The organism is Sphingobium sp. TomMM35A (assembly GCF_054771735.1).
On sequence record NZ_BSRC01000001.1, the window covers coordinates 1,634,316 to 1,659,209 of the forward strand.

Sequence of the window (24,894 nt, forward strand, 5' to 3'; positions counted from 1 at the left end):
AAGAAGTAGAGCCCTTCGACAGGCTCAGGGCGAACGGAGGAGGGGTAAGTTCGACCGGCGGGGGCAGTTCGACCGCGACCGTTTACCGCAGCCCCAGATATTTGTGCGACTGAAGGCTTAGCCGCCATTTCGGGCGGGCCATGACGAGATCGATCGCCGCCTGCATGTTCGCCGCCGCGTCGGCGCTGTCGAGGGGCTGGATCAGCAAGTTATCAAAGGCCCAGCCTTCCATCGCTTCCACATCGCCGATGCTGTGTCCCCTGCCCGGTTGCGGCCAGACCAGTTTCAGTTCGTTGCCGCTGCGCTGGACGACATCGCTGCCTGCCTTTGGGCTGATGCAGACCCAGTCTATGCCGGGATGGACCGGGATCGTGCCGTTGCTTTCGATGGCGATGATGAAGCCATGCGCGTGAAGCGCGTCGATCAGGGCATCATCGACCTGCAACATGGGCTCGCCACCCGTCATGACGATGTAGCGGCCTTCTTCGCCAGTCCCCCAAAAGGCGAGCGCCGCGTCGGCAAGCGCCTGCGCATCGGCGAATTTGCCGCCGCCTTCCCCGTCCGTGCCGACGAAATCGGTGTCGCAGAACTGGCACACGGCCTTGCGCCTGTCTTCTTCACGACCGGTCCAGAGGTTGCATCCGGCAAAGCGCATGAAGACGGCGCGGCGGCCGCTATGCACGCCTTCGCCCTGCAGCGTCAGGAACATTTCCTTGACGGCGTAGGTCATCGACGAACCCCTTATGGCCTGACGGCGTAACGGGTGGGATCGGGCAGGCCCGCTTCCTCAAAGCCCTTGGACCGCAGGCGGCAGCTGTCGCAGAGGCCGCAATGCTGGTCGCCCGGCGCAGGATCATAGCAGGACCAGCTCATCCCAGCATCCAGGCCCAGCCGGTTTGCCTCCCGCGCGATGTCAGCCTTGCTCATATGCTGCAGGGGCGCGTTGATGCGGACGGGATGGCCTTCAACACCCGCCTTGGTCGCGAGCGACGCCAGATGCTGGAAAGCATCGATGAATTCAGGGCGGCAGTCGGGATAGCCGGAATAATCCAGCGCGTTGACGCCGATGAAAATGTCGTTTGCCCCCGAAACTTCGGCAAGGCCAAGCGTCAGCGACAGGAAGATCGTGTTGCGCGCGGGCACATAGGTGTTGGGAATGCCCGGCCCCACCCCGTCCTTGGGCACGGGCATGTCCGCCGTCAGGGCCGAGCCGCCGAACGCGGTGAGGTCGAGGGGGAGGACGATGTGCCGCCGCGCGCCAAGAACGGTGGCGATGCGAGCCGCCGCCTGCAATTCGACACGATGCCGCTGATTATAGTCGATGGTGAGCGCGACCAGTTCATAGCCCGCCTCACGCGCAAGTCCGCCCGCGACCATCGAATCCAGCCCGCCCGACATCAGGACGACCGCAATTTTGGGATCATTGGAAAGCATCGCGTTGCGCTACCCCTGCCGGAGCGCTGGCGCAAGCCGCCCGGTCAACGGCACGCCCCGATCCGCCGTCCTTCCATGCTGAAGGAAAAAGGTGCGCCCCCGGCGATCCCCTGCGATTGGATCTGCACCAGACGCGGCGTTTCGATGCGCAGGTCCGTGCGGCCGCTGCCCGCCCCGCCACATTCGTAGCTTACCACCACCCGCTTCGCGCCTTCATCAACCGTCAGCCGCTTGCAGCTGTCGCGGCCATGGCGGAGCTGGATCAACTGGCGAATGGCGGTGAGGCAGATGCGGCGCACGTCGCCCTTGCCGCCCTCTTCTGGCCGTTCCCGCAATTCCCATTCCCCCGGTTCAAGGCCCCGAAGTGGTTGTTGTGCAAGCGCCTGGGACGCGACTGGCAATGTCGCGATCAACATCGCAGCGGCCGCACTCATGGCGCGCAGACCTGACGTCATTCGATAGCCCCCGTATTTCATCGCGGACTCCGGAAAAATCGGCTTGCCGTGCACGGCGGCGTCACCTTCCATGCACCCAAATGCGGCCTGTTGATAGCGCCAGCCCCCGCTAGAGCATCAACCTCCCCCGAAATCGTAACGGATTCGTGTCAGCCTTGCGCGAAGCTGTCCAGCGAAACCGGAAAGAGGCGGGAGCAAAAGGCGCAGTCGACACCGATAACCCCCTGGTCATCAGCCATGTGCGCCCGTTCTTCCGCCGGGAATCGGCCGATCACGCTGCGGATATGCGCAAGGTCGCAGCGGCACCCCTTGCTCAAGGGCACCGGCTCTGTGACGCGGACGACCTCTTCCTCATGGAAAAGCCGCCAGACGATGTCGGTCAGCGGCAGCCCTTCGTCGGTCAGTTCCTTGTCGCTCAGCGTGACGGCCAGCGCCTTCACATGTTCCCATTCGGGATGATCATGGCGGGTATGCAGGCGTTCGCGGCCAACCTCTCCCTCGGGAAGATGCTGAAGCAGCATGCCCGCGGCGAGGCACCCCTGCCCCGCATCATGGCGCGTGGCGATACGCACGATGCTGGGGATTTGTTCGGACTGGAAGAAATAATGTTCCGCCGCGTCCGCCAGCGAATCGCCATCGAGCGGCACGATGCCCTGATAGCGCTCACCCGTCACCGCCTGGTCGAAGGTGATGGCAAGGAAGCCCTTGCCGAACAAGCCAAAGAGCGTCGGGTCGGGGCCAAGCTCCGCCAGCCTGTCAGCATCGAACTTGGCGTAGCCGCGCACTTCGCCGCCCCTATAATCAGCTACCAGGAGGCTGACGACGCCATGTTCGTTATGCGCCTGCAATGTGAGCTGGCCGCCCGCATCCTTGAGCGTCGAACCAAGCAGTGCGGCAAGGACGAGCGCGGAGGCAAGCAGCCGTTCCACCGGCGGCGGATAGGCGTGGGCGGCCAGCACATCGTCCAGCACAGGGCCAAGGCGCAGGATGCGGCCGCGCGCATGACGTGACGGGATCGTGAAACCCTGGGCCTGGTCGATATCGGCGGGTGCGTTCAAGTCAGGCTCCAAAATGAGGTATAAGGCCGTCTTATGAAAAACCGTCATGCTGAACCTGTTTCAGCATCCATTTCTACCGCGCGGAGAGGCCTGCGGGGCACGATGGATGCTGAAACAAGCCCGGCATGACGACTAGAAATAACGTCGCCTCTGCGTGTTTCGCCCTAGATAGGACGCCTCACCCGAATCTCAACCAAGGCGGCCCGCTGCCCAGAGCAGCACGGACTTCTGCGCGTGAATGCGGTTTTCCGCTTCGTCCCAGATCAGCGACTGTGGACCGTCGATCACTTCAGGCACCACCTCTTCGCCGCGATGGGCGGGAAGGCAGTGCAGGAATTTGGCGTCCGGCTTCGCCTTGGCCATCAGCTCTTGCGTGACCTGATAGGGCATCATGGCCTTGAGCTTTTCGTCGGCATGCGGCTGACCCATGGAAATCCAGGTGTCGGTGACGACTGCATCCACGCCCGCCACGGCCTCGACCGGGTCGCGGGTGAGCGTTATGCCGGCGCCGAGGTCTTGCGCTTGTCTGATGAAGGCGTGGTCGGGCTCATAGCCTTGGGGCACGGCAATGCGCAGGTCGAACTTGAAGAGACCCGCCGCTTCGATGATCGAGTGCAGGACGTTATTGCCATCGCCGAGCCATGCCCATTGGCTGCCCGGCAAGGCGACGCCATGTTCGACGAGCGTCAAGAGGTCCGCCATGATCTGGCAAGGGTGCGACAGGTCGGTCAGGCCATTGATGACAGGAACGGTGGCGTGCCGGGTCATCTCCTCGATCTTGGCATGATCGTCGGTGCGGATCATGATCATGTCGACCATGCGGGAAAGGACCCGGGCGGTGTCCGCGATGCTTTCACCCCGCCCAAGCTGGCTGGTCGCGCCATCTAGGATGAGCGAGGTGCCGCCGAGCTGGCGGATCGCCATGTCGAAGCTGACGCGGGTGCGGGTGCTGTTCTTTTCGAAGATCATCGCCAGCGTGTGCCCGGCGAGCGGCGCGTCGGCATCTGCCTGACCCTTTGGCAGGCCCTTGCGCGCGGCTTTCCGGTCGATGGCGTCGGCGATCATGGCAGCGAGCGCGTCTGCGCCCGCGTCGGAGAGATTCAGGAAATGTCTGGTCATAATCAAACCCCTCAACTCGTTCGGGCCAAGCCTGTCGAAGCGCACTTCTCTATTCAAAGAAGGAGTGCCCTTCGACACGCTCAGGGCGAACGGAAGTTGGCTATGCCGCTTGCGCCTCCGCGAAGCTGCGGGCACCGGCGGACAGCTTTTCGATGCATTCGGCGACATGTTCCTCGCCGATTACAAGCGGCGGCAGGATGCGGACGACATTCTGCCCTGCCGACACCACCAGCAGACCATGATTGTCGCGCAGATGCGCCACGAAGTTGCGGGCGTCGGCACTGTCCTTCAGCTTGACGCCGAGCATCAGGCCAAGGCCGCGCACATCCTCGAACATGTCGTGATTGGGAATGAGCTGCTCCAGCGCGGAACGCAGGCGCGCGCCGATGCTGTTCACATGGTCGAGAAAACCCTCGCCCAGCACTTCGTCCAGCACGGCCATGCCGACCGCCATGGCGAGCGGGTTGCCGCCATAGGTGGAGCCATGCGTGCCGAACACCATGCCCTTGGCCGCTTCCTCCGTCGCAAGGCAGGCGCCGAGTGGAAAGCCCGCGCCGATGCCCTTGGCGACGGCCATGATGTCGGGCTGCACGCCATATTGCTCATGCGCGAAGAAGGTGCCGGTACGGGCATAGCCGCACTGCACTTCGTCGAGGATGAGGAGCATGCCCTTCTCGTCGCAGAGCTGGCGCAGGCCGGAGAGGAAATCCTGGGTCGCGGGCGTCACGCCGCCTTCGCCCTGCACGGTTTCGACGAGGAAACCGGCGGTGTTGTCATCGACGGCAGCCGCGGCCGCTTCCAGATCGTTGAACGGAACGACGGTGAAGCCGGGCAGCAGCGGTTCGAAGCCGTCGCGCATTTTGGGCTGGCTGGTGGCCGAGATAGTCCCCAGCGTCCGGCCGTGGAAGGCGTTGTCGAAGCTGATGATCTTGTGCCGGTGCGCCTCACCATTGGCATAGTGATAGCGGCGCGCGGTCTTGATCGCGCATTCGACCGCTTCCGCGCCCGAATTGGTGAAGAAGACCGTGTCCGCGAAGGTCGAATCGACCAGCCGCTGCGCGAACTTTTCGCCGAGCGGCATGCCATAGAGGTTCGACGTGTGCATCAGCGTCGCGGCCTGATCCGCGATCGCCTTCACAAGCTTGGGATGACCATGGCCGAGCAGATTGACCGCGATGCCGCTGGCGAAGTCGAGATAACGTTCGCCACGCTCGCCGATCAGATAGCAGCCCTCGCCTCGCACCGGGCGGACATCGCACCGGGGGTAAACGGGCATGAGCGGCGTAATCGACATGGTGGCCCTCCCTTCGCTGGGCTGATGAAAAGTCTCAAAACGCAAAAAGGCGGCCCCCGCCGGGCCGCCCTTTGCGAGCGCTGCCTATACTAGCGGCGCTCAGGTGGTGCAAGCACCCTCTCGCCTGAGACCCCAGCGTCCGCCGGGATGACGGTGAATTACCCGATCTGGTTCCAGGCGTCGGCGATTTCGGCGATGATGTCGCGGGCCTGCTCGGCATGGTCGGGCGAGCGTTCCTTGGCGCTCAGCAGCAGCAGGCGGCGGGCTTCGCGATAGATTTGGGCGAGGCCCATGGCGATGTCGCCCCCCTTGTCGAAGTCGAGGCTGGATTCAAGCGCGATCAGGATCGACATGGCGCGGGCCTGCTTGTCGGACACCTTGAGGCGATCATTGTTGCGCTCGGCCAGCGCAGTGGCTTCAAGGGCGATCAGCAGCTCGTCGAACAGCACCTTCACCAGCGCATGGGGCGTCGCGCCTTCGATCCGGCTGCCCGAATGAACCGCTGCATAGCCGCGCGCTGCGCGATTGCCTGCATAGCCCTGAGAATAGAACATCGTATCTGACCCCTGTTATCAATTATCGCTTTTGGTCCACATGGCGACCTGCTGCTCAAGATAGGTCTGTGTCGCCTTGAACGCGGAAAGCCGTTTTTCCATGTTGGTGTAGATTTTGGAGAGTTGCACCTGGTAGTCCGTCATCTGCTCGTTCAGCTTTTCCAGCTGCTCAGTGAGATTTTCGGCCAGCTTTTCATATTTGGTCTTGGCGGTGGCGAGCGGGCCGTCCTTCTGCTGGATCTTGTCGCGCACGCCGTCCATCAGCCCCGCAAGGCCCGGCGTCGTGTCCGACTTTACAGCCGGATTGAGCATCTGCGTGATCCCGGCCGCGTCGGCGGTCAGCGCCTTGTCGAGCGCGGCGGTGTCGAGCTTCAGCGTGCCGTCGCGATTGGTGCTGACGCCGATCGAAGACAGAGTCGTGTAGGCCCCGCTAGGCGCGAGCACCGCCGACGTCATCTGGGACAGCTGCCGCTTCATGTCGCGAACAGACGCTTCGCCGTTCAGCGCGCCAGCGGTGGAGGGGTCCGATCCCTTCGCCGTGGCGGTGTTGAGCGCCTTCATCAGCGTGTTGTAGGCGTCGACGAACTCGACCATCAGGTCGCGCATCGTGGTGGTCGGCTGCGTCGTCGCCAGCGTCACGCTGGTGCCCTGCGCGGCCTTGTTTAGGTCGATGCGCAGATGGGCGATCGCGGTATCGATGGTGTTGCTGCTGTAGCGCTGCTCCACCCCGTCAAGGCGAATGATCGAATCCTGCGCCTGCACCTGGCGCGTCATGCCGCCAGTCGTGCCGTCCCAAGTGAAGGCGTCGAGCGCCGTGTTGCTGGATTTGTTTGTGAGGGTGAAGCTGTTAGCCGCTCCGGTCGCGCCCTTCATGACGAGGCGCGTCCCTTGATTGTCAGTGATGACGCTGGCAGTGACGCCTGCACCAGACGCGTTGATGGCTGCAGCAAGATCGGTGTAGGTGGCGCCAGCGGCCAACGTGATCGGGATCGCATTCCCGCTGCCTACCTTGAGCTCAAAGCTTCCTGCACCGATTGTAGTCGAGGCGGCTGTGTTCGCGACGATAGCGGATGAGATGGTCTGCGCCGCGGCGAGTTGGCGCACTTCAAGCTGGGCGGGCAGCTTGGGCGTACCGCCAGGCAGCAGGCTGACCGCCGCGATGCTGGGATCGTTGGAGGCTGGGTTGCCCGCATAGCCGGTGCCTGCAAGCAGGCTATTGAGCGCGTCGGCAAATGTGTCGAGCGAACTGGAAGCAGAGGCCAGCGCCGAAATCCGCGCATTATTGGCGCTCTGCCGGTCGGTGATCATCTTCTGCTTCGGGTCGCGCGCGGCGCTCACCAGGCTGGTGACCAGCGCCCCGGTATCAATGCCGGACCCGATGCCGAGCGCTGTCGAAATACTGCTGCTTACCGAAGTCATCGTCCGTCCTTTCGAGGATGAGAACGGCTCTAGGACGAAGACCTTTAGGAATGATTTTCATGAGGAAAGGAAAGACCGCGCTTGGCGATCTTTTACCTCAATGGTCAGTCGAAAGCAGTTGATCCACCGTTCCACGCTTGAGATGGGCCTGCGCAGCGTGCGCGTAACTCGCCTGTTCGGCAATGCGCTTGCCAAGCGTCACCGCGCTTTCCACCGCTTCCTTCGAAGCGGGCGGCAGGGGTACAAGGATCATGGGCGCAGGCAGCAGCGTCTGGATTTCCGCTTCCGCCCCTTCAACGGTCGGCGTGACCGAGGCCGATCGCAACTCCGCCAGGATATCGGCCACGCGCGCATGCACCTTGGCATATTCCGCCGCGCTGGCGAGATCATCTTCGGAAAGGCCCATATTCGTACCGCCGTCCTGCGGCTTGCCTGCTGGCGTATCCATGCCCTGCTGGGCAGCTACAGGCTGGACCGCGGGCACGGCCGAAGGCGTTCGGGAAGATACCCGATCAACCTGCGTTAAGTCGCTCCGCGAAACATATTCGTTCATGACGCACCATCCTAATGCGTCCCCATGAATATATTACGGCCAGCAATGCCTAAGATTTAGTTCACCGTGAGGTTTTTTATCAAGGCGTGGCGCCTCTCATCAAAAAATCACCCTGCCCCGTTCGGGCTGAGCTTGTCGAAGCCCTTCACTTTTCATGAAGAAGAAAAACGGCCCTTCGACAGGCTCAGGGCGAACGGGAGCAGGAGGCGGGTCCTAGAGCTTCTGGCCGTCGGCGTCGAAGCGCAGGTCGTCGGGCACACTGATGAAGGGCCGGTCCATCTCGCTGGCCATCCGGTTTTCCACGCGGAAGACGAAGGCGAGGACGGTCGCGACCGCCATGTAGAGCCCTTCATTGACGATCTGCCCGGCGCGCGAAGTGAAGTAGATGGCGCGGGCAAGATCGGGATATTGAAGGACCGTCACGCCATTCTGGTCGGCAAGCTCGCGAATGGCGGCGGCGATCGCGTCGCAGCCCTTCGCCACCACGACTGGCGCGGCATCCTGCCCCGGCTTGTAGCGCAGGGCGACGGCAAAGTGGGTCGGGTTGGTGATGATCACGCTGGCTTCAGCCACCGCCTGGCGCGTCGATCCGCTCAGCACCTCGAACTGGCGGCGGCGGATATGGCCCTTGAGTTCCGGCGAGCCTTCGCTTTCCTTATGCTCGTCCTTGATGTCCTGCTTGCTCATGCCGAGGCGTTTCGAACGCTGCATGATTTGCGCGGGGACGTCGATGCCAGCGATCAGGAACAGGCCGCCCGCCATGACGAGGCAGGTCATGATGAACATGTTGCCCAGTTCCGACATGGCGGGAGCAAGGCCCGACGAACCAAGGCCGATGATCGCGGTCAGCCGGTCCCAGATCAGCCAGACGCCGATGGAGCCGAGCAGCGCGACCTTGGCGATCGACTTCATCAGCTCGATAAGGCCCTGCATGCCGAAGATGCGCTTGAGGCCCGCTGCCGGATTGAGCTTCGACGCCTTGGGCGCGAAGGCGCCGGGGCGAAAGCCGAGCGAGCCGAGGATGGCGGGTCCCGCGATGGCGGCGAGCGTGGTCGCCAGCAATATGCCGCCGACCGGCAGCGCGATGCCGGTGAGCAGGCTCATGCCGCGCGCGGCGGGCGCGAAGTCCATGATATCCTCACGCCGAAAGCGCAGCGCCTCGATCAGCATCTGCGAAAGGGATTCGACGACGGAAGGTCCCGTCACCGCGATCCAGCCGATCCCTGCCATCACGACCAGAGCGGTCGCCAGTTCCTTGGACTGGAGGATGTCGCCCTTCTTGGCGGCATCCTGCAATTTCTTCTGTGTCGGCTTTTCGGTCTTTTCGCCGCCGCCATTGTCGCCAGCCATGTCAGCGGCCCTCTGCGATCGACTGGGCCTGGTCGAGCCCGGACTTGAGGGCGGCGGTCAGCCCCTCGCCCATCACCGGCGCGGCGATGGCAAGCAGGATGAGGCCCGCCATGACGGCGACAGGCATACCTACCGCGAAGAGGTTGAGCGACGGCGCGCTGCGAGCGAGCATGCCCATGATGATCTGCACCAGCACAAGCGCGAAGCCGACAGGCAGCGCAATGGTGAGGCCCGCGCCAAGCAGCGCGCCCCCGAACTGCACCAGATGCCACACCGCATCATTGCTGAGCATCGCGTCTCCGGGTGGCAGCGCCTTGTAGCTTTGCACCACGAAACTGGCGAGCATCAGATGGCCGTCCATGCCGAGCAGCAGGAAGGTGGCGAGGATCGACAGGAACGTGCCCACTGCCTGCGTCGCCTGCCCCGAGGACGGATCGACCATGGCGGCGAAGTTCAGGCCCATGGTGTTGCCGATCGCCTCGCCCGCGACGAAGGCGGCGGCATAGCCGATCTGCACCGCAAAGCCCATGGCGAGCCCGGCCAGCACTTCGCCCATGACGAGCATCACGCCTGCGAAACTGGCGATGCCGTCTTGCGGCAGCTGGATGGTGACGCTGTTGAGCGCGGCGAGGCCAAGCGCAAGCGAGAGGATGAAGCGCAGCGGCAGCGGCACGGAGGGCGCGCCGAATACGGGCGCCGCGATGAAGGCCGCGCCCGGACGGATCATGGCGATCAGCCAGATCCAGAGCTGCGTCTCCACATTCGCGAAGCCCGGCGCGATCATTGGAGCAGGTCCGGGATGCGTTCGAATATCTCGCGCGTGAAGTCCGCGATGAGGACAAGGATCGACCCGCCGAACAGCACCAGCATGCCGCCCACCACGATGATCTTGGGGATGAAGCTCAGCGTCTGTTCGTTGATCGAGGTGGCGGCCTGCACCATGCCGATCAGGACGCCAGCGATCAGGGCCGGGATCAGGATGGGCGCCGCGGCGAGCGCCGTGATCCAGAGCGCCTGTTGAGCAAGGCCCATGAAGAAGTCGGCGTTTTCCATGGCTAGATGCCTCGCGCGGTCATGTCGCGAAGGACCCTGCCAGCGACCCCATGGTCAGGGCCCAGCCATCCACCAGTACGAACAGCAACAGCTTGAACGGCATCGAGATGATCGTCGGCGACAGCATCATCATGCCGAGCGCCATCAGCGTGGAGGCGACAACGAGGTCGATGATGAGGAAGGGCAGGAAGATCATGAAGCCGATCTGAAACGCCGTCTTCAGTTCGCTGGTCACGAAGGCGGGGAGCAGGATCGAGAAGGGAATATCGGCGGCTGAGCGAAAGGCAGGCGCTTCGGCGAGGTTGGCGAAGAGCTTCAGATCCGTCTCGCGCGTCTGCTTGGCCATGAAGCCGTGCAGCACTTTGCCCGATCGGCCGACCGCTTCCTCGATGCTGATCTGCCCCTTGCCATAGGGGTCGAAGGCCTGCGCGTTGATCTGGTCGATCGCGGGGCGCATCACGAAGAGGGAGAGGAAGAGCGAAAGGCCCACCAGCACCTGGTTAGGCGGGGTCTGCTGCAAACCCAGCGCCTGGCGCAGGATCGACAGGACGATGATGATACGGGTGAAGCTGGTCATCATGAGCACGAGCGACGGCAGCACCGACAGCAGGCTCATCAGGACGAGGATCTGGAGCGACAGGGACAGCGGGCGGCCGTCGCCCGAAATCGCCCCCATCGCACGGGTCAGCGCGCCGCCATTGTCGACCGGCGCCGCGGGTGCGGCCTGCGCGGCTGCCTGGGCGAGCGCGGGTTCAGCCAGCAGCAGCCCAGCCGTCAGCGCAAGTCCGCCGATCAGCAGCGCGTTAGCGCGCACGATAGGGATCGCCTTCCGCGATTTTTTCGATCCGGCCGCGCGTGACGGACAGCAGTATCTTCTTGCCCTCGAACTCGATCACGGCGAGCTTACCGAAGGTGCCGAGCGGCAGCGCTTCGAGCATCTTCAAGGATCGGCCGTCCTGCCCCGCGATCATGCCGGGCTGATATTTGCGCCAAAGCCACAGCGCGCCGAAGGCCATGCCGCCGACCAGCGGCAGGAGGATCAGCAGTTTGACGAAATACCAGAACATGAGGGCCGGTCCGCTATCATGGTTAACCGCCCTTCCGAATCAGAAAGATCGGCGCGCAGCAAGGGAAAAAGGATGGCGGCGCGATCAACCGCGCCGTTCGACCCCGGCCAGGCGGCTCTCGGCAGCGGCGATGTCGACGATGCGGATGCCATAGCGGCCATTCACCGTCACCACCTCGCCCTTCGCGATCAGCGCGCCGTTGACCATGATGTCGAGCAGGTCGTCGGCCTGACGGTCGAGTTCCACGATGCTGCCTTCGGCCAGGTCCATGACCTCCGCCAGGCGCAGCGACGTGGAGCCGACCTCCACCGACATGCGGACGGGAATGTCGGCCAGCAGGCGGAACTGGGGATTGCTGACCATGCGGCTCAATCCATTGTCGGCAAAGCCGTCCATCCGCGGCGCTTCGCTCATGTCGCTCATTGTTCAGGTCCCTGTAAAAGCTTTTCAATCTGGAATGCGGCGCGGCCGTCCTGTTCGCCGATCGATCCATGAGCGACGATGCGGTCGCCCACGATCAACGGGAGGCTGCGGCTGATATTGACTGGAATGATGTCGCCGGTCTTCAACTGCATGAGGTCGGCGAGCGAGAGATTGGGGCGCGCCAGCACGGTGCGGGCGGGCAGGCGGATGTCGCGCATGCGATTGGCGATGCGCGCCTGCCACACTGGATCGACGCGCTCCTCGTCCACCGGAGCCTTCGTCCCCATGAGCGGCTCCACCGCGCGCAACGACGACAGCGGGTAGAGGAGGTCGATCGGCCATTCCTGATCGCGCGCGATGCTGAGCATGAAGCGTTGCAGCACCATCTGCTCGCCGGGCTGCGCGGCGGATGCGAAGCCGATCCCGGTTTCGCGGATGACAAGGCCGATTTCCAGCGGCAGGATGTCGGTCCAACCTTCCGAAAGGCGCGCGATCACGCCTTCTGAAATGCGGCTGATCAGCCGGTCTTCGGTAGGGGTGAACTCGCCCCGGGCAGGCAGCGGGCGATTGCCGAGGCCGCCGTAAAAGCAATCGACCAGCGTCGAGATCATGGCCGCGTCCATGCGCAGCAGCATCTGACCCTTTAGCGGCGCGATGCGATAGACGCCGATACTGGAAAAGGTTGGCACTTGCGCCGACCACTGGCCGAAATCCAGCACTTGCGCGTCGAGCATGGCGATATGCGGGCGCACGCCCGAAATCGGCTCGAACAAGGCGCGCAAACGCCGGCCGAGCTTTTCGCCCAGCCGGTCGAGCCCGGACAGCAGCTGTGGTGTCTGCGATTCCCCACGCCCGAAAGCGTAGGTCTGAACGTCGTTCATCATAGTCCCCTGCCCTAGCGGGTCAGGGGACTTCCCGACCTTTCAGGCACCCCTATTGAATAACGAAATTGGTAAAATAAACGTTATCGATGCCGCCATAGCCCGTTTTTTGCTTCAAAACATCGTTGATAACGCCCTTGATCCGGCCCTGGAGCTGCCGCTTGCCTTCCGGCGTCGCCAGCATCGCTTCGGGCTGTTGGGCGAGCAGCATCAGAACCTGACTGCGAATCGCCATCTCGTGCGTCTTGATCGCCTCGATCACGCGCAGGTCGTAATAGGTGGATACCGCCACCGAAATCTGGGCGAAGGCGTCGGTGTCCGACATGTTGGAGGTGAAGGGCGCCTGCAACTGGAAATAGGTCGCCTGATAGGCCGCCGGATTGGCGGGCGTGGGAAGGTCGATGCCCTTGCCCGGATGCGCGGGCGCATGGCCCCCGCCGCCGCCTTCACCATGCCCTTCGCCGCCCATGCCATGAGCCTTCGCGACTTCCTCGGCGCTCTCGCCCGCAAGGACGAGGACTGGCTTGTTGGGATCTTCCTTGGGGCCCTCTTCCTTGGCGCTGAAGAAACCGGCCGCGTAGAGCCCGCCAGCCGTGCCCGCACCACCCAGGACAAGCGCGGCGGCGGCCAGCAGGATCATCTTCATGCCCCCGCCCTTTTTCTTCTTCGCCTTCGCCTCGTCGCTCATCTGCCGGTCCCCCGAAAATCCTGAATCTTAAGCGTAACGCGCGCGCGCCCGGCCATGGGCGGCAGGCTGCGCGTCCGCATGGTTAAGAACGGCAGGATCGCCGGAGCCTTTAGGGCCAAAGCCGTTATTTTCGCGCCCCTGCCAGCGATTTTGCTGGCCTTGGGGCTGGCCCATATTCTGGCCGTTATTCTGCGCCCAGGCGGAGCTCTGAGAGCCTTGCTGCGACTGTTGTTGCTGCTGCTGAGACGATGACTGGCCACCTGTTTCGGCGCGGTGCGCTTCAGCCACCGCAGGCGCGCGTTCGACCTTCAACTCGGCGATGCGAACGGCAGCGAGGCCCGCGTCCAGCTTCAGCCGGTCGCTATCCTGCCGCAACGCCGCCTCCGCCGCCTCACTGGCAACGGTCAGGCTGACTGCGGCGCCGTCCGTGTCGTGGCGAATGTCCACCTGCACCGCGCCCAGATGCTGCGTATCGATCTGGAACCGTCCCTGCGCGCCGTTTGCCGACAGCCCTGCAATGTCGCGAGCAAGCCCGTCAATCCACTGGCCGGAAACACCCATGTCGACGACCTGAGCGCCGAGGCTGGCAGACAAATCGGGCGATGGCGAAGCGGGAACTGCGCTTGGTGGGGACAGGCTGGCGGTTTGCGGAGCCGCGACCGGAGGAGCAGCGGGAGCTGCGTCAGGGGACGGCGGAACGACGGACGAATCCAATGCCGGTTCGGCTGAACGCGCGGGCGTTTCGGCTTTCGCATGCGCAGCGGCGGAAACCTGTTCGCCGACGCGAATGGGCGCGCCGGTCTGGCGCGCGGCCACCTGTTCACGCACGATTGCCAGGAGAGCGATCGCTTCCGCCTTCACCGGCTTGCCATTGAGGACGGGCGCTGCGGGCGATACGCCTTCGGGGGCTGGGCTTTCGCCTGCCATCACCGCCACAGGCGCGTCTGGAACCGCCGAGGATATCTTCCCCTCGCCGCGAGCGTGGCGCTGGTCTGGGGCGATCCTTTCAGGGTCGCTTTGGATTGGCGCAGGACCGCGCGAGGGCGCCGATGGCACAGGAACCGTCATAATCGGTGCCACATTGGGTGCGGCAGCTACAGGTTCGGAGCCGTCTGTTGATGCATCGGCTACAGGTTCAGGATTGACTGGCGGAACGGCTTCAGCTGCCATGACGGGCTGCGGCACTGGAGCCGTAGCCGCAGGGTCCTGCTCCGTACGTTCGACCTTTGCCTTCTGCTTGGGCGAGGATTGGGTTTCGACCGGCGAGGCTTCCGCCATGACGGGAATGGCAGGCCCCGGCTCAGGCTCATCCTTGTGAGCGGCAGGATGAGCCTTGGGCGACTGGGCAGGCTTAGTCCCCTTATCCGGTACTGCGGCTTCCGGCTGGACGGGTGCTTCACCCGACGCATCTGGCTCAGGGATGGGTGCTTCGTCCGGCAAGCTTGTCTCGGACTGCGCCTGGGAAGGCGAAGGCTCAACCTGCGGCTGCTGCTCCACCGGAACATCTGCGGCCTGCTTGACGAACCCGAGCGCTCGGCCGGGCGGCAATTGCGACGGCAAGGATTTGCCGGCGGCAACCGCTATGGCAAGCCCGTGCGGAACGTGGCCCTGCGCAGGCGTGGCCTCGGGCGGAGCCATGTTTATTAGAAGGCCGGAGGGAGCGGTAGCTGTGTCCCGCTGTTCAATGGGCGGGATATCAGCCGCAACGGGCGGCAAAGCTGGTCCCTCGATCTGCGGCAGGGCCGGAGCAACGGCGGTCTCTTCCGCCATCGTGCCGTTGAACAGCGCAGCGAAATCGGCCGTCTCGCCCGGCGAGGCAGGCTGAACCGCCGCTACGCCCGGCGCGGCCGTGGAAAAGAGCAGTGCCTTCAGGCTGGAAAGCATGTTCATCTCATAGGTCTCCCGTCCGCTGCATCCGGCGGTAGCGCGGCAGGGCCGCCAGCTTGTTTTCCCGCCATTCCTCCAGGTCCGCGCGGGCGCGATCCTTGAGCTTTTCGGCGATTTCGCGATCCCGATTGGCCGCAAGGGTCAGGCCCTCCTTGGCCTCTACCTTGCGGCGCGCATCGTAGAGCGCGCCATCCAGCTGACGGCCAGCCTGCTCGAGCCGGCCAGCAAGTTCCTGCATCGCTGCAAAATTCGCGCCAGTTGCCATGCCGGGGTCGGAAAAAAGATCGTTCCGCACCTTGCGCAGCCGGTCGGCATTGCGTTCGATGCCGTCTGCCTCGTCACGGGCACGGGCCGTTTCAGCGACAGCCATGGCATGTTGCACATGGCGGACGCGCAGCACGCGGTGGCGCGTCTTGAGCGCGCCCTTCATGCGCCGAACTCAGCGATGAGAGCACCAGCGCTGGTGTCGAGGTCGATCCGGCTTTTCTGATCCTGCCGGATGAAATCGAGGATTTCCTGGCGGCGTTGCACGGCTTCGTCGATCACCGGGTCATTGCCCGGGCGGTAGGCGCCCATCAGGATCAGGTCGCGATTTTCTTCATAGGCGGCCCACAGGCGGCGGTAGGAGGCAGCGGCCATGCGATGATCGTCCGGCACCACGTCAGCCATGACGCGCGAGAGGGACTTGCCGATGTCGATGGCGGGGAAGATCGCCTGTTCCGACAGATGGCGCGAAAGGACGAAATGGCCATCCACGATCGCCCGGGCGGCGTCCACGATCGGATCGTCGGTGTCATCGCCGTCCGCCAGCACGGTGTAGAGCGCGGTGATCGAGCCGCCGGTGCGGGCATCCACCCCTGCCCGTTCCACCAGACGGGGGATCAGCGCAAGCGCGGAGGGCGGATAGCCCTTCATCGCGGGCGGTTCGCCGAGCGCAAGGCCGATCTCGCGCTGGGCATGGGCGCAGCGGGTCAGGCTGTCGATGAGGAGCAGCACCTTCTTGCCGCGCGCGCGGAAATATTCGGCGATGGCGGTGGCCCGCGCGGCGGCGCGCAGGCGCAGCACCGGGGGATGATCGGCGGGCACGGCGACGACGATGCTCTTGTGCATCGAATTTTTGAGCTTGGTTTCCAGGAAGTCGCTGACCTCGCGGCCGCGTTCGCCGATCAGGCCCGCGACGACGATGTCGGCTTCCGCGCCTGCGATCATCTGGCCCATCAGGACGGACTTGCCCACGCCCGACCCAGCGATGATGGCAATGCGCTGGCCGCGCCCGGCGGTGAGCAGCGCGTTGACCGCGCGCACGCCAAGGTCGAACGGTTCAGTCACGCGGCCCCGGTCGAGGACATTGCCCTTGACGCCATTGAGCGGCCAGCTGCCGCCGGCGATAATCGGTCCCTTGCGGTCGAGCGGCTGGCCCATGGCGTCGATGACGCGGCCGATTAGCCCCTCGCCCACCTGCACCATGTTCGCCTGGCTGTCCGGTTCTACCCGTGCACCATTTTCCAGCGGTGCGTCGGCATCCAGCGGCACGAGCAGCGTCTTGTCGCCGCGAAAGCCGACCACCTCGGCGCGGCAGATGGTGCCGTCCGACGCGATCACCCGCGCGCCTGCGCCGATCGGCTTGCGAAAGCCCGTGACCTCCAGCATGCCCGCATCGTGGCTGACGAGACGGCCGACGTGACGGGGTGAACGGTTCTGGACCTGGAGATGGTCGAACAGGCTTTCCGCCTGGGCAAGCGATGCCTTGATCATGCCCAAACCCCCTTCATGAACGGCCTTCCATGTCGTCCATCAGCGCACGCAGGCGCGACAGGCGCACGTCCGGGCCATCCTCGATCCAGCCGTCTGCGGTTTCGAGCCGCACGCACCCGCGATGCATGGCGGGATCACCGACCAGCTTCACGCCGATCGTTTCGCCTTCCAGCATGGCGACATCGTCGGGATGCAGGTGGAGCGCGCTCTTGTCCTCGTTATCCTCGATGAAGGCGGCGACCGTGTCGCAGCGCTGGACGAGCCGCTCCAGATCGATCTCGACCTCGCCGACAATCTGTTCGACCAGCCGGACTACCGTGGCCGACAACATGGTGGACAGCATGCCGCTGGGCGCGGGCGAAAGATTTTCCAGTGCTTCGGCGAGGCGAGCGCGTGCTTCGGCATCCGCGGCGGCGGCGTCGCCGACCACCCGGCATCCTTCATCGAAGCCGAGCGTGAAGGCCTCCATCCGGGCCTGTTCGATGATGTCCTCGTCGGTCATGGCGGGCGCGGCATCGTGCATCGTCCTGCCGGGTGCCGGGGCCGCGTCGGAATAAAGGCTGCGGAAGCTGCCGTTTTTTACCTGCCCCATGCCGCCCAAGGGGATGCTCGACGCGTCCCGGCTGCTGCTTGCGTCCCAGACCTTAAACAAAGTCGTTCCCCTTGCCGCCGAGCATGATGGTGCCAGCGTCGGCCATGCGGCGCGCGGTGGCGATGATCAGCTTTTGCGCCTCCATCACCTCTGCCAGGCGAATGGGTCCGCGTTCCTCGATCTCGTCGGCGATCGCCTGCGCGGCGCGGGCCGACATCGCGCCGAAGATCTTGCCCTTCAGCATCTCGTTCGCGCCCTTCAGCGCCACCACCAGCACGCTGCTGTCGATGGTGCGCATCAGCGTGCCCATATTCTTGTCATCCATGTCGATCAGGTTATCGAACACGAACATCTCTTCTTCGATGGTCTGCGCGATCATCTTGTCGCGCTTGGCCACCGCCTTCATGATCCGCTGTTCATTTTCCTTGCGGACATTGTTCATGATGGCAGCCGCCTCGATCGTGCCGCCGCGCTGGGACGCCGCACCCTGCTTCTTGGCCGTGGAGCCACGCAGCAGCAGCTGTTCCAGATCGTCGAGCGCCTCGTTCGACACCGGGCCCAGGGTTGCGATGCGATAGACGATCTCTTCCTGATATTCGGCCGGAAGCAGCTGCAGCACATCGGCGGCGACGGGCGCTTCCAGATGGGCGAGCACGATTGCCATGATCTGCGGATGCTCCGCCTCGATGAGGGACGCCACTTCCTTGGCGTCCATCCACTTCAGCATTTCGAGCTGGGTGGAGCGGGTCGGCGGCGTGATGCGCGCCAGGATCGTCTCGGCGCGTTCCTCGCCCAGCGCCTTGGTCATCGCGCCCCGGATGTGACGGGTAGCGCCATAACCGATGGTGGTGCGCTTCTTCGCCTTGGTGACGAAATGGTCGAGCGCCTCGTTGACTTCCTCGACAGCGACGTCGGCGACGTCATACATGGCGTAGCCAAGCTGGCGAACTTCGTCGGGTTCCAGGCGCGAAAGGATCTGCGCGGCTTCATCCTCGTCGAAGAGCATCAGCAGGACGGCAGCGGCGGCGCTGCCCTTGATGGCGGCGGGAGCGGTATCGACCTCAGCCATTGTCCTTCTTCCCTTCCTTCAGGAGGTCGCGGACGACAAGGGCGGCACGATCCGGGTCCTGCTTCACGAAGTTGCGGATAAGGTCGGCGCGCTGTGCATAGTCATAGGTGGACGAGATCATGTCGAGCGTCACTGCCTTGCTGCCGTCAGGAGCGATCGCGGCCTGTTTCGTAATCTCGGAGGAGATTTCACGGCCGATCTTCTGACCCTGCGCAGCGGTCTGCTCGGCAGCAGCCTCCTGAGCAGCGGCGCGGCGCTTCAAGAGCGGGCGGCCGATGCCGAAGATCACCAGCAGCGCGACGGCCAGCGCCGACAGGTTGCGCACCAGCGGAGAGATCCAGTCCGCCTCATACCAAGGCGCTTTCACTTCCTCCGCCTTGACGAAGCTGCGCGACGAAAGCGCCACCACGTCGCCGCGCGCCTGATCGAAGCCGACAGCGCCCTTCACCAACGCTTCCAGAGCGGCGATTTCCTGTGCCGAGCGGGGCTTGCCGTCCGCGCCATTGTCGAGCGCCACGGCGACGGACAGCCGCTTGACGGTGCCGACCGCGTCCTTCGTTACGGAGATTTCGCGGCCCAGTTCGAAGCTGCGGTTGAAGGTTTCCTCGGTCTTCATCGGCGCGTTTCCTGGGGTCGCGGGCTGATTGGCCTGCGTGCCCTGGCTCACGGCCTGACCGTTGGGATTGGTTTGCGTGACGGTCGGGTTGACCGGGGCCTGATTGCTGAGTGCGCCCGGTACGCCGCTGGCTTCGCCGCCAGCGCCTTGACCGCGCGGGTCGGACGCCCAGCTGCCGGTTTCAGTGCGCAGGCGGGCTTCGTCCTGCGGATAGGTTTCGCGGGTCGCCTGACGCTCTGCGAAGTTGAGTTCGGCGCGGACTTCCGTCGAGAATTTGCCTTCGCCCAAAATCGGGGTCAGCAGTGCGATCACCGACTGGCGATAGCGGTCCTCGATCTTGCCCTGCACCGCAAGCTGGCGGTCGTCGGCGGCATTGCCGTCATTATTGCTGAGCAGGCGGCCATTCTGATCGACCAGCGAAATCTGATCGGGGCTGAGTTCCGGCACCGACGAAGCAACGAGGTGGACGATGGCGCTCACCTGCGCATCGGTCAGCGTGCGGCCCGAAGCCAGACGCAGCATCACCGAGGCGGAGGGCTTGGCCCGTTCGCGCAGGAACACGCTTGGCGGTTCGACGGCCAGGTGCACCTTGGCGCTTTCGACGCTGTCGATCGCCTCGATCGTGCGAGCCAGGTCCATTTCGCGGGCCGAACGGAGCTTTTCGCCTTCCACCGCGCGCGACGCGCCCATGGGCAGGCTGTCGATCATGCTGTTGCCGTCGGGCGCGCTCTTGGGCAGGCCTTGAGCGGCGAGCATCATCTTCGCCTTGAAATAATCATCCTCGGCGACTGTCATCGCGCCCGAATTGTCGAAGTCGTAAGTCAGGCCATTCTGGTCCAGCACCTGTGCCACGGCCGACTTGTCGGCATCGGGCAGGCCACGGAAAAGGTCACGCTGGGGCGGTTCGCGCAGCGCCAGCCAGGCAGCGCCAGCCGTGGCGACGACGCCCAGCAGGCCGAGCAGCGGCAGGCTCTTCGCCACCGCAGGCTGTTTGATGAAGCCGGTGAAGCGCGCTTTGAGCGCATCGGCGCCCTTCGCGCCGCCAAAGGCAGGGGCGCTGGTGGCGGGGAGAGCGGTCGCGCCGCCATCGAGGGTGAGTGCGTTCTCGCTCATGGATTATACCGGCATGCTCATGATGTCCTTGTAAGCGGACAGGAGTTTGTTGCGGACCTGGAGGGTCGCTTCGAAGCTGACCGACGCCTGCTGCTTGGCGAGCATGACGGCGGCGATGTCGGTCGTCTCGCCGCGCTCGAAGGCGGAAGCCGCCTCGCCTGCCTGGGCTTGCAGGCCGTTGACCTGCTGGAGGGCGGAGTTGAGCGCCTCGGTAAAGCCCCCGGGCTTGGTGCCCTCGGCCCCGCCAACACTTGACCCGCCGCCGACCGTACCGGTCTGCGCAACATCGCGGAGAGCCGCGTTCTTCTGGAGGATGGCGTTGCGGATCGCCATCACGCTGTCAGTCGGGGAAATGCCGGTCATGCCCTACCTCCCTCAAGCCGCTGCAAGTTCGCGCATTTCGGCGAGCCGGTAGCGCAGGGTGCGTTCGGAAATGCCGAGCTTGCGCGCGGCGGCGGCGCGGTGGCCGTCCGTCTCACGCAGCGCGGCGCGGATGGCGTCGAGCTTCGACTGGCGAGCGACGTCGCGCAGGCTGATCGTTCCGGCAGGCGCGGGCTGCGCATCGACTACGCGCAACTGCGGCGCGCCAGCGATGTGCAGGTCTTCCGCGTCAATCCGGTCGCCTTCGCGCAGCACGATGGCGCGCTGGAGGACATTGCCAAGTTCACGGGCGTTGCCGGGCCACACATGGGCGGCGAGCTTTTCCAGTGCCGCAGCGGTCGGCCAGACGAATTCCTGATGGCGCAGCAGCATGGCAGCGGCGATGGCGGTGACGTCGCCAGCGCGCTCGGCCAACGGGCGCAGTTCCAGCGGCATGACATTGAGGCGCCAGTAAAGGTCTTCGCGGAAACGTCCGGCGGCTACTTCGGCGGCAAGGTCACGGTTGCAGGCAGCGATGATGCGAACATCGACCGGCACGGGATGGGTCGCGCCGACGGGCAGGATTTCCCCTTCCTGCAAGGCACGAAGCAGCTTTGCCTGAAGCGGCAAGGGCAGTTCGGCGATTTCATCCAGGAACAGCGTGCCGCCGTCAGCGGCCAGGAACAGACCATCCGAAGCGTTGGCCGCGCCGGTGAAGCTGCCCTTCTTATGCCCGAACAGCATCGCTTCCATCATCGTTTCGGGAAGCGCGGCGCAGTTGACGGCAATGAAGTCGCGGCTGATACGGCCCGACTGGGCATGGAGGAAGCGCGCCATGCCTTCCTTGCCGGTGCCGGTGTCACCCTGGATCAGGACCGTGGCGTCGCTGCGGGCAACACGGCCAGCCAGCGTCATCAGGCGAGTGCTGGCTGCGTCGCCCACTGCCGGGACGCTTGCGGGGCGGGCGAGCTCGGCGATGAGCGCGAAGGCAAAGCCCATATCTTCGATATTGAATGCCACGCGGGCAGGCAGGCCGTTGGCGGCAGGCACCAGCGAAGGCTTTCCATCGATCAGGTTGATCAGGATATCGCGATGGGTCGCATGGCCGATCTCCGTCGCCAGCAGCACGCGGCGCTCGTCACGCTCGCGCGGGCTCTGCGCATCGACGATGCGTACCATGTAGAAGGCATTTTCCAGCCAATGCTGCAGGCCCGGAACGAGCGCGCAGACACCTCGGCTCACGTCAAGCGACGACATGACAGTCCCATCCATTTTCGGCTGGCTTGTGCCCCCGCACGCCCCAACCCCCTTCGATGCTCTGACAAATGCCCTTCGCATGGTTATCATCTGGTTAATGCGGCAATAACCTTGCTGCGGGGCGGCAATTTTCTTCCGCTTTGCCGGGGCGGTGGACCGGCTTCCATATGGATCGGTTATGCAAGATCCGCTGATTTCGGGGCTTTTTGAACTTTCTCAGAAAAAAATGCGCCGAGCCCTAAAAGCTTTTTCCGCCGCGCCGTTATCCCCTTTCGAGGCCGCAAGCAGCCTGATGGCAGCGACCTGATAGGACATAGAAAGGGAATATCATGACTGTTATCGGAACCAACTCCTCCGCTCTGCGCGCCGCCAACGCTTCGGCTCTCGCAGGCAAGTCGCTGAGCACCGCCATGGAGCGTCTGTCGAGCGGCAAGCGCATCAACAGCGCCAAGGATGACGCAGCAGGCCTCGCGATCAGCTCGCAGATGACCTCGCAGATCAAGGGCATGACCCAGGGCATCCGCAACGCCAATGACGGCATCTCGCTCGCTCAGACGGCGGAAGGCGCGCTCGGCGAAATCGCCAACATGGTGCAGCGCATGCGTGAGTTGACCGTTCAAGCCATCAACGGCACAAACGACGCTGGCGCCAAGACCAATATTAAGGGGGAGATGGACGAACTAGCTAAGCAGATCAATACAACCTTGGCTAACACCAAATTCAATGGCATCGGTCTGTTTACTGGCACTGCGGGTACAGACGACATCAAAATCCAGGCCGGTGCAAGTGGGAATGACACCGTGACCATCGCCGCAAACGGTCTTTCTGCTGATGCTGCCATAACCGCTATTGCGACGGCCTCAGGTGCAGTTCTTGATGTCACGGCGAGCACGACGGATGCTAGCTCGCTTGCCACCTATGACGCGGCGCTTAAGAAGATTGACTCAACTCGCGCCAAGCTGGGTGCCGTTCAAAATCGTCTTGAGTCAACCGTCAATAATCTTACTGCAAACATCACCAACCTCTCTGACGCCCGCAGCCGCATCGAAGACGCCGACTTCTCGGCTGAAACGACCGCCCTCGCCAAGGCGCAGATCCTGAACCAGGCTTCGACGGCGATGCTCGCTCAGGCGAACCAGAGCCAGCAGAACGTCCTGAAGCTGATCCAGTAATCCGGTTCAGCGAACCAGATTGACCGGCTGAGGTATTGGTCACCTGACAGCCAGTCATGGGAACCCGGCGCATCAACAGTCCCCACCGCGCCGGGCAACCACCTTCGATCGAACGGCCAGCATTCGAAGCCTCCGTCCCCCCGGGCGGAGGCTTCACCGCATTTTGGGGCGCCAAGGCTTGCATTATGCGATCATGCGCCCATCATTACGGCCATGATGGATATCGACCGGCGCGCGCTGATCGGCGCATCAGGCGCTGCCCTACTCCTCCCCGGAACCGTGCTCGCCCAGCAGGGAGGCGAGCGTTTTTCCTGGGACATGGTGATTGCTCGCGCCAGGGGTCTTGCGCGGCAGCCCTATCGGGAAACATCGCATCATCCCGGTGCCCGCAAAGTGGATTACGAGGCGCTCTACAAAGCCCGTTTCCGCGAGGACCGGACGATCTGGGGCAATCTGCCGGGAGACACCGGCGTACAGCTTTTCCCGTTAAGCGCCTCTGCTGAACAGCGGGTGGAGATTGCGCTGGTGGAGAATGGCCGGGCCACGCCGCTGCGCTATGATCCGACGATCTTCGATGCGCCTGCCGACAATGCGGTGCGGCAGTTGGGGCCGGACGCAGGCTATGCGGGCTTTCGCGTCATGAACTCCGCGCGCGATGGAGACTGGCTGTCCTTCCTCGGCGCCAGCTATTTCCGCTCCCCCGGCGCGACCAAGCAGTTCGGCTTGTCGGCCCGCGCGATCGCGATCAACACGAGCATACAGGGTAAGGAGGAATTTCCCCGCTTCACCCATTTCTGGCTGGAGCGCATTGGCCCAAGCAGCCTCACCATCTACGCCCTGCTGGACGGCGCTTCGGTCACCGGGGCCTATCGCTTCGTGACTGAAAAGACGGCGCAGGGCGTGCGGCAGGATGTCGATGCCGCGCTGTTCGCGCGCCGCCCGATCGCGGAACTGGGGCTGATGCCGATGACCAGCATGTTCTGGTATGATCAGGCAAGCCGCGCATCCCGCACCGACTGGCGGCCGGAAATCCATGATTCCGATCTGCTGGCGATCGGCAGTGCGGACGGCACGATCCATGCGCGTCCGCTCATCAATCCCGCCGCACCGCGCGTCGATGCCTTTGCCGAACGCAGTCCGAAGGGCTTTGGTCTGATGCAGCGGGACCGGAATTTCGAAAATTATCAGGATGACGGCGTCTTTTATGAACGCCGCCCTTCTCTCTGGGCTTCGCCACGCAAGCCATTCGGTGCGGGGCAGGTCCGGCTGTACGCATTTCCCACGACCAGCGAATATGTCGACAATGTCTGCGCCTATTGGACGCCAGCGGCGGCGGTTCGGGCGGGCAGCCGGATCGATGCGAGCTACCGGCTCGACTGGTCGTCAGCGGGCGGACCTGCAACGGGCATCGCGGTGCTCAATAATGTGTGGACCGGTCAGGCGGGTGAAGCGGGCGTGGACCGTCTGATCCTGGATTTCTCTGGCGTGGCAAAGGACGCGCGGCCCGACATCTGGGTCGATCTGGCTGGCGCTACGCTGGTCAGGAAGGGCGGATATCCCGTCCTTCATCAACCCGGCCTTTTCCGCGTGGCGCTCGATCTGCGACGCGAGAGCGGCAAAGCAGCCGATGTCCGCGTCCAGCTTCGCTCCGGTAATGCGGCCATGAGCGAATATGTGCATTATCCGCTGGGCGCTTGACGGAACCGGCAGGGACCGGGCGCTTTG

28 protein-coding genes are annotated in these 24,894 nt (G+C 64.1%); 3 read left to right on the forward strand and 25 right to left on the reverse strand.

Annotation, left to right across the window (positions count from 1 at the left end; translation table 11 throughout):
- Positions 1–82: 82 nt before the first annotated feature.
- The 25 genes from queE to ACYU8T_RS08225 form a co-directional block, all read right to left on the reverse strand.
- A complete protein-coding gene (gene queE, locus ACYU8T_RS08105) occupies positions 83–730 on the reverse strand; it encodes a 7-carboxy-7-deazaguanine synthase (RefSeq protein WP_461159057.1) in 648 nt (215 codons plus the stop codon).
- Positions 731–741: 11 nt separating this feature from the next.
- Positions 742–1,434: a 7-cyano-7-deazaguanine synthase QueC gene (gene queC, locus ACYU8T_RS08110; RefSeq protein ID WP_461159058.1), complete on the reverse strand. Its 693-nt coding sequence runs from the start codon at positions 1,432–1,434 to the stop codon at positions 742–744.
- Between the two features lie 44 nt (positions 1,435–1,478).
- A complete protein-coding gene (locus ACYU8T_RS08115) occupies positions 1,479–1,889 on the reverse strand; it encodes a DUF3617 domain-containing protein (RefSeq protein WP_461159059.1) in 411 nt (136 codons plus the stop codon).
- A gap of 149 nt (positions 1,890–2,038) precedes the next feature.
- Positions 2,039–2,995, reverse strand: a complete 957-nt coding sequence (gene hslO / locus ACYU8T_RS08120; RefSeq protein WP_461159060.1) for an Hsp33 family molecular chaperone HslO — start codon at positions 2,993–2,995, stop codon at positions 2,039–2,041.
- A 141-nt stretch (positions 2,996–3,136) separates the two neighbouring features.
- Positions 3,137–4,066 carry an ornithine carbamoyltransferase gene (gene argF / locus ACYU8T_RS08125; protein WP_461159061.1) on the reverse strand — a complete coding sequence of 310 codons (930 nt, stop codon included), beginning with the start codon at positions 4,064–4,066 and terminating at the stop codon, positions 3,137–3,139.
- Positions 4,067–4,166: 100 nt separating this feature from the next.
- Complete coding sequence (locus ACYU8T_RS08130) at positions 4,167–5,360, reverse strand: acetylornithine transaminase (protein WP_461159062.1); 1,194 nt, start codon at positions 5,358–5,360, stop codon at positions 4,167–4,169.
- Positions 5,361–5,518: 158 nt separating this feature from the next.
- Positions 5,519–5,914, reverse strand: coding sequence for a flagellar export chaperone FliS (locus ACYU8T_RS08135; RefSeq protein WP_201514721.1), 396 nt, complete (start codon positions 5,912–5,914; stop codon positions 5,519–5,521).
- Positions 5,915–5,932: 18 nt separating this feature from the next.
- A complete protein-coding gene (gene fliD / locus ACYU8T_RS08140) occupies positions 5,933–7,333 on the reverse strand; it encodes a flagellar filament capping protein FliD (protein WP_461159063.1) in 1,401 nt (466 codons plus the stop codon).
- A gap of 97 nt (positions 7,334–7,430) precedes the next feature.
- Positions 7,431–7,886, reverse strand: coding sequence for a hypothetical protein (locus ACYU8T_RS08145; RefSeq protein ID WP_461159064.1), 456 nt, complete (start codon positions 7,884–7,886; stop codon positions 7,431–7,433).
- Between the two features lie 213 nt (positions 7,887–8,099).
- The gene (flhB, locus tag ACYU8T_RS08150) at positions 8,100–9,236 is read right to left on the reverse strand and encodes a flagellar type III secretion system protein FlhB (RefSeq protein ID WP_247230596.1); all 1,137 of its coding nucleotides are present in this window, start codon (positions 9,234–9,236) and stop codon (positions 8,100–8,102) included.
- A 1-nt stretch (position 9,237) separates the two neighbouring features.
- Positions 9,238–10,020: a flagellar biosynthetic protein FliR gene (fliR, locus tag ACYU8T_RS08155; protein WP_201514725.1), complete on the reverse strand. Its 783-nt coding sequence runs from the start codon at positions 10,018–10,020 to the stop codon at positions 9,238–9,240.
- Positions 10,017–10,289, reverse strand: coding sequence for a flagellar biosynthesis protein FliQ (fliQ, locus tag ACYU8T_RS08160; RefSeq protein ID WP_097092149.1), 273 nt, complete (start codon positions 10,287–10,289; stop codon positions 10,017–10,019). Before fliQ ends, fliR begins: the two co-directional genes overlap by 4 nt.
- A 19-nt stretch (positions 10,290–10,308) precedes the next feature.
- Positions 10,309–11,103, reverse strand: a complete 795-nt coding sequence (gene fliP / locus ACYU8T_RS08165) for a flagellar type III secretion system pore protein FliP (protein ID WP_461159065.1) — start codon at positions 11,101–11,103, stop codon at positions 10,309–10,311.
- Positions 11,093–11,356, reverse strand: coding sequence for a FliO/MopB family protein (locus tag ACYU8T_RS08170; RefSeq protein WP_461159066.1), 264 nt, complete (start codon positions 11,354–11,356; stop codon positions 11,093–11,095). Before ACYU8T_RS08170 ends, fliP begins: the two co-directional genes overlap by 11 nt.
- A gap of 84 nt (positions 11,357–11,440) precedes the next feature.
- The gene (gene fliN, locus ACYU8T_RS08175; protein WP_097092152.1) at positions 11,441–11,779 is read right to left on the reverse strand and encodes a flagellar motor switch protein FliN; all 339 of its coding nucleotides are present in this window, start codon (positions 11,777–11,779) and stop codon (positions 11,441–11,443) included.
- Positions 11,776–12,660 carry a flagellar motor switch protein FliM gene (locus tag ACYU8T_RS08180; protein ID WP_461159067.1) on the reverse strand — a complete coding sequence of 295 codons (885 nt, stop codon included), beginning with the start codon at positions 12,658–12,660 and terminating at the stop codon, positions 11,776–11,778. Before ACYU8T_RS08180 ends, fliN begins: the two co-directional genes overlap by 4 nt.
- A gap of 52 nt (positions 12,661–12,712) precedes the next feature.
- Positions 12,713–13,348, reverse strand: a complete 636-nt coding sequence (locus ACYU8T_RS08185) for a flagellar basal body-associated FliL family protein (protein ID WP_097092153.1) — start codon at positions 13,346–13,348, stop codon at positions 12,713–12,715.
- Positions 13,349–13,375: 27 nt separating this feature from the next.
- On the reverse strand, positions 13,376–15,238 hold the full coding sequence (locus tag ACYU8T_RS08190; protein WP_255254759.1) for a flagellar hook-length control protein FliK: 1,863 nt from the start codon (positions 15,236–15,238) through the stop codon (positions 13,376–13,378).
- Position 15,239: 1 nt separating this feature from the next.
- Entirely contained in the window at positions 15,240–15,665 is a 426-nt protein-coding gene (locus ACYU8T_RS08195; RefSeq protein WP_097092154.1) for a flagellar FliJ family protein, read from the reverse strand.
- A complete protein-coding gene (locus tag ACYU8T_RS08200; protein WP_097092155.1) occupies positions 15,662–16,990 on the reverse strand; it encodes a FliI/YscN family ATPase in 1,329 nt (442 codons plus the stop codon). Before ACYU8T_RS08200 ends, ACYU8T_RS08195 begins: the two co-directional genes overlap by 4 nt.
- A 13-nt stretch (positions 16,991–17,003) precedes the next feature.
- Positions 17,004–17,582 (reverse strand): FliH/SctL family protein, encoded by a 579-nt coding sequence (locus ACYU8T_RS08205; RefSeq protein ID WP_097092871.1) that lies wholly within the window; start codon positions 17,580–17,582, stop codon positions 17,004–17,006.
- A gap of 52 nt (positions 17,583–17,634) precedes the next feature.
- Complete coding sequence (fliG, locus tag ACYU8T_RS08210) at positions 17,635–18,651, reverse strand: flagellar motor switch protein FliG (protein WP_097092156.1); 1,017 nt, start codon at positions 18,649–18,651, stop codon at positions 17,635–17,637.
- Positions 18,644–20,380, reverse strand: coding sequence for a flagellar basal-body MS-ring/collar protein FliF (fliF, locus tag ACYU8T_RS08215; RefSeq protein ID WP_461159068.1), 1,737 nt, complete (start codon positions 20,378–20,380; stop codon positions 18,644–18,646). The genes fliG and fliF overlap by 8 nt, the downstream gene beginning before the upstream one ends.
- 3 nt (positions 20,381–20,383) lie before the next feature.
- Entirely contained in the window at positions 20,384–20,743 is a 360-nt protein-coding gene (gene fliE, locus ACYU8T_RS08220; protein WP_461159069.1) for a flagellar hook-basal body complex protein FliE, read from the reverse strand.
- A 12-nt stretch (positions 20,744–20,755) separates the two neighbouring features.
- Positions 20,756–21,997: a sigma-54 interaction domain-containing protein gene (locus tag ACYU8T_RS08225; protein ID WP_461159070.1), complete on the reverse strand. Its 1,242-nt coding sequence runs from the start codon at positions 21,995–21,997 to the stop codon at positions 20,756–20,758.
- 178 nt (positions 21,998–22,175) lie between these two features.
- On the opposite strand from ACYU8T_RS08225, the gene ACYU8T_RS08230 reads away from it, so the two are divergent.
- The 3 genes from ACYU8T_RS08230 (at position 22,176) to ACYU8T_RS08240 (ending at position 24,867) form a co-directional block, all read left to right on the forward strand.
- The gene (locus tag ACYU8T_RS08230) at positions 22,176–22,304 is read left to right on the forward strand and encodes a hypothetical protein (RefSeq protein ID WP_268933191.1); all 129 of its coding nucleotides are present in this window, start codon (positions 22,176–22,178) and stop codon (positions 22,302–22,304) included.
- A 22-nt stretch (positions 22,305–22,326) separates the two neighbouring features.
- Positions 22,327–23,169 carry a flagellin N-terminal helical domain-containing protein gene (locus ACYU8T_RS08235; RefSeq protein WP_461159071.1) on the forward strand — a complete coding sequence of 281 codons (843 nt, stop codon included), beginning with the start codon at positions 22,327–22,329 and terminating at the stop codon, positions 23,167–23,169.
- 213 nt (positions 23,170–23,382) lie between these two features.
- Entirely contained in the window at positions 23,383–24,867 is a 1,485-nt protein-coding gene (locus ACYU8T_RS08240; RefSeq protein ID WP_461159072.1) for an OpgD/OpgG family glucan biosynthesis protein, read from the forward strand.
- Positions 24,868–24,894 lie beyond the last annotated feature (27 nt).

Excerpts from the sequence above, each read along its gene's own strand:
- queE (WP_461159057.1), bottom strand. The coding sequence starts at position 730 with ATGACCTACGCCGTCAAGGAAATGTTCCTGACGCTGCAGGGCGAAGGC.
- queC (WP_461159058.1), bottom strand. The coding sequence starts at position 1,434 with ATGCTTTCCAATGATCCCAAAATTGCGGTCGTCCTGATGTCGGGCGGG.
- ACYU8T_RS08115 (WP_461159059.1), bottom strand. The coding sequence starts at position 1,889 with ATGACGTCAGGTCTGCGCGCCATGAGTGCGGCCGCTGCGATGTTGATC.
- hslO (WP_461159060.1), bottom strand. The coding sequence starts at position 2,995 with ATGACGGTTTTTCATAAGACGGCCTTATACCTCATTTTGGAGCCTGAC.
- argF (WP_461159061.1), bottom strand. The coding sequence starts at position 4,066 with ATGACCAGACATTTCCTGAATCTCTCCGACGCGGGCGCAGACGCGCTC.
- ACYU8T_RS08130 (WP_461159062.1), bottom strand. The coding sequence starts at position 5,360 with ATGTCGATTACGCCGCTCATGCCCGTTTACCCCCGGTGCGATGTCCGC.
- ACYU8T_RS08135 (WP_201514721.1), bottom strand. The coding sequence starts at position 5,914 with ATGTTCTATTCTCAGGGCTATGCAGGCAATCGCGCAGCGCGCGGCTAT.
- fliD (WP_461159063.1), bottom strand. The coding sequence starts at position 7,333 with ATGACTTCGGTAAGCAGCAGTATTTCGACAGCGCTCGGCATCGGGTCC.
- ACYU8T_RS08145 (WP_461159064.1), bottom strand. The coding sequence starts at position 7,886 with ATGAACGAATATGTTTCGCGGAGCGACTTAACGCAGGTTGATCGGGTA.
- flhB (WP_247230596.1), bottom strand. The coding sequence starts at position 9,236 with ATGGCTGGCGACAATGGCGGCGGCGAAAAGACCGAAAAGCCGACACAG.
- fliR (WP_201514725.1), bottom strand. The coding sequence starts at position 10,020 with ATGATCGCGCCGGGCTTCGCGAATGTGGAGACGCAGCTCTGGATCTGG.
- fliQ (WP_097092149.1), bottom strand. The coding sequence starts at position 10,289 with ATGGAAAACGCCGACTTCTTCATGGGCCTTGCTCAACAGGCGCTCTGG.
- ACYU8T_RS08170 (WP_461159066.1), bottom strand. The coding sequence starts at position 11,356 with ATGTTCTGGTATTTCGTCAAACTGCTGATCCTCCTGCCGCTGGTCGGC.
- fliN (WP_097092152.1), bottom strand. The coding sequence starts at position 11,779 with ATGAGCGACATGAGCGAAGCGCCGCGGATGGACGGCTTTGCCGACAAT.
- ACYU8T_RS08180 (WP_461159067.1), bottom strand. The coding sequence starts at position 12,660 with ATGAACGACGTTCAGACCTACGCTTTCGGGCGTGGGGAATCGCAGACA.
- ACYU8T_RS08185 (WP_097092153.1), bottom strand. The coding sequence starts at position 13,348 with ATGAGCGACGAGGCGAAGGCGAAGAAGAAAAAGGGCGGGGGCATGAAG.
- ACYU8T_RS08190 (WP_255254759.1), bottom strand. The coding sequence starts at position 15,238 with ATGAACATGCTTTCCAGCCTGAAGGCACTGCTCTTTTCCACGGCCGCG.
- ACYU8T_RS08195 (WP_097092154.1), bottom strand. The coding sequence starts at position 15,665 with ATGAAGGGCGCGCTCAAGACGCGCCACCGCGTGCTGCGCGTCCGCCAT.
- ACYU8T_RS08200 (WP_097092155.1), bottom strand. The coding sequence starts at position 16,990 with ATGATCAAGGCATCGCTTGCCCAGGCGGAAAGCCTGTTCGACCATCTC.
- ACYU8T_RS08205 (WP_097092871.1), bottom strand. The coding sequence starts at position 17,582 with ATGGGGCAGGTAAAAAACGGCAGCTTCCGCAGCCTTTATTCCGACGCG.
- fliG (WP_097092156.1), bottom strand. The coding sequence starts at position 18,651 with ATGGCTGAGGTCGATACCGCTCCCGCCGCCATCAAGGGCAGCGCCGCC.
- fliF (WP_461159068.1), bottom strand. The coding sequence starts at position 20,380 with ATGAGCGAGAACGCACTCACCCTCGATGGCGGCGCGACCGCTCTCCCC.
- fliE (WP_461159069.1), bottom strand. The coding sequence starts at position 20,743 with ATGACCGGCATTTCCCCGACTGACAGCGTGATGGCGATCCGCAACGCC.
- ACYU8T_RS08225 (WP_461159070.1), bottom strand. The coding sequence starts at position 21,997 with ATGTCGTCGCTTGACGTGAGCCGAGGTGTCTGCGCGCTCGTTCCGGGC.
- ACYU8T_RS08230 (WP_268933191.1), top strand. The coding sequence starts at position 22,176 with ATGCAAGATCCGCTGATTTCGGGGCTTTTTGAACTTTCTCAGAAAAAA.
- ACYU8T_RS08235 (WP_461159071.1), top strand. The coding sequence starts at position 22,327 with ATGACTGTTATCGGAACCAACTCCTCCGCTCTGCGCGCCGCCAACGCT.
- ACYU8T_RS08240 (WP_461159072.1), top strand. The coding sequence starts at position 23,383 with ATGATGGATATCGACCGGCGCGCGCTGATCGGCGCATCAGGCGCTGCC.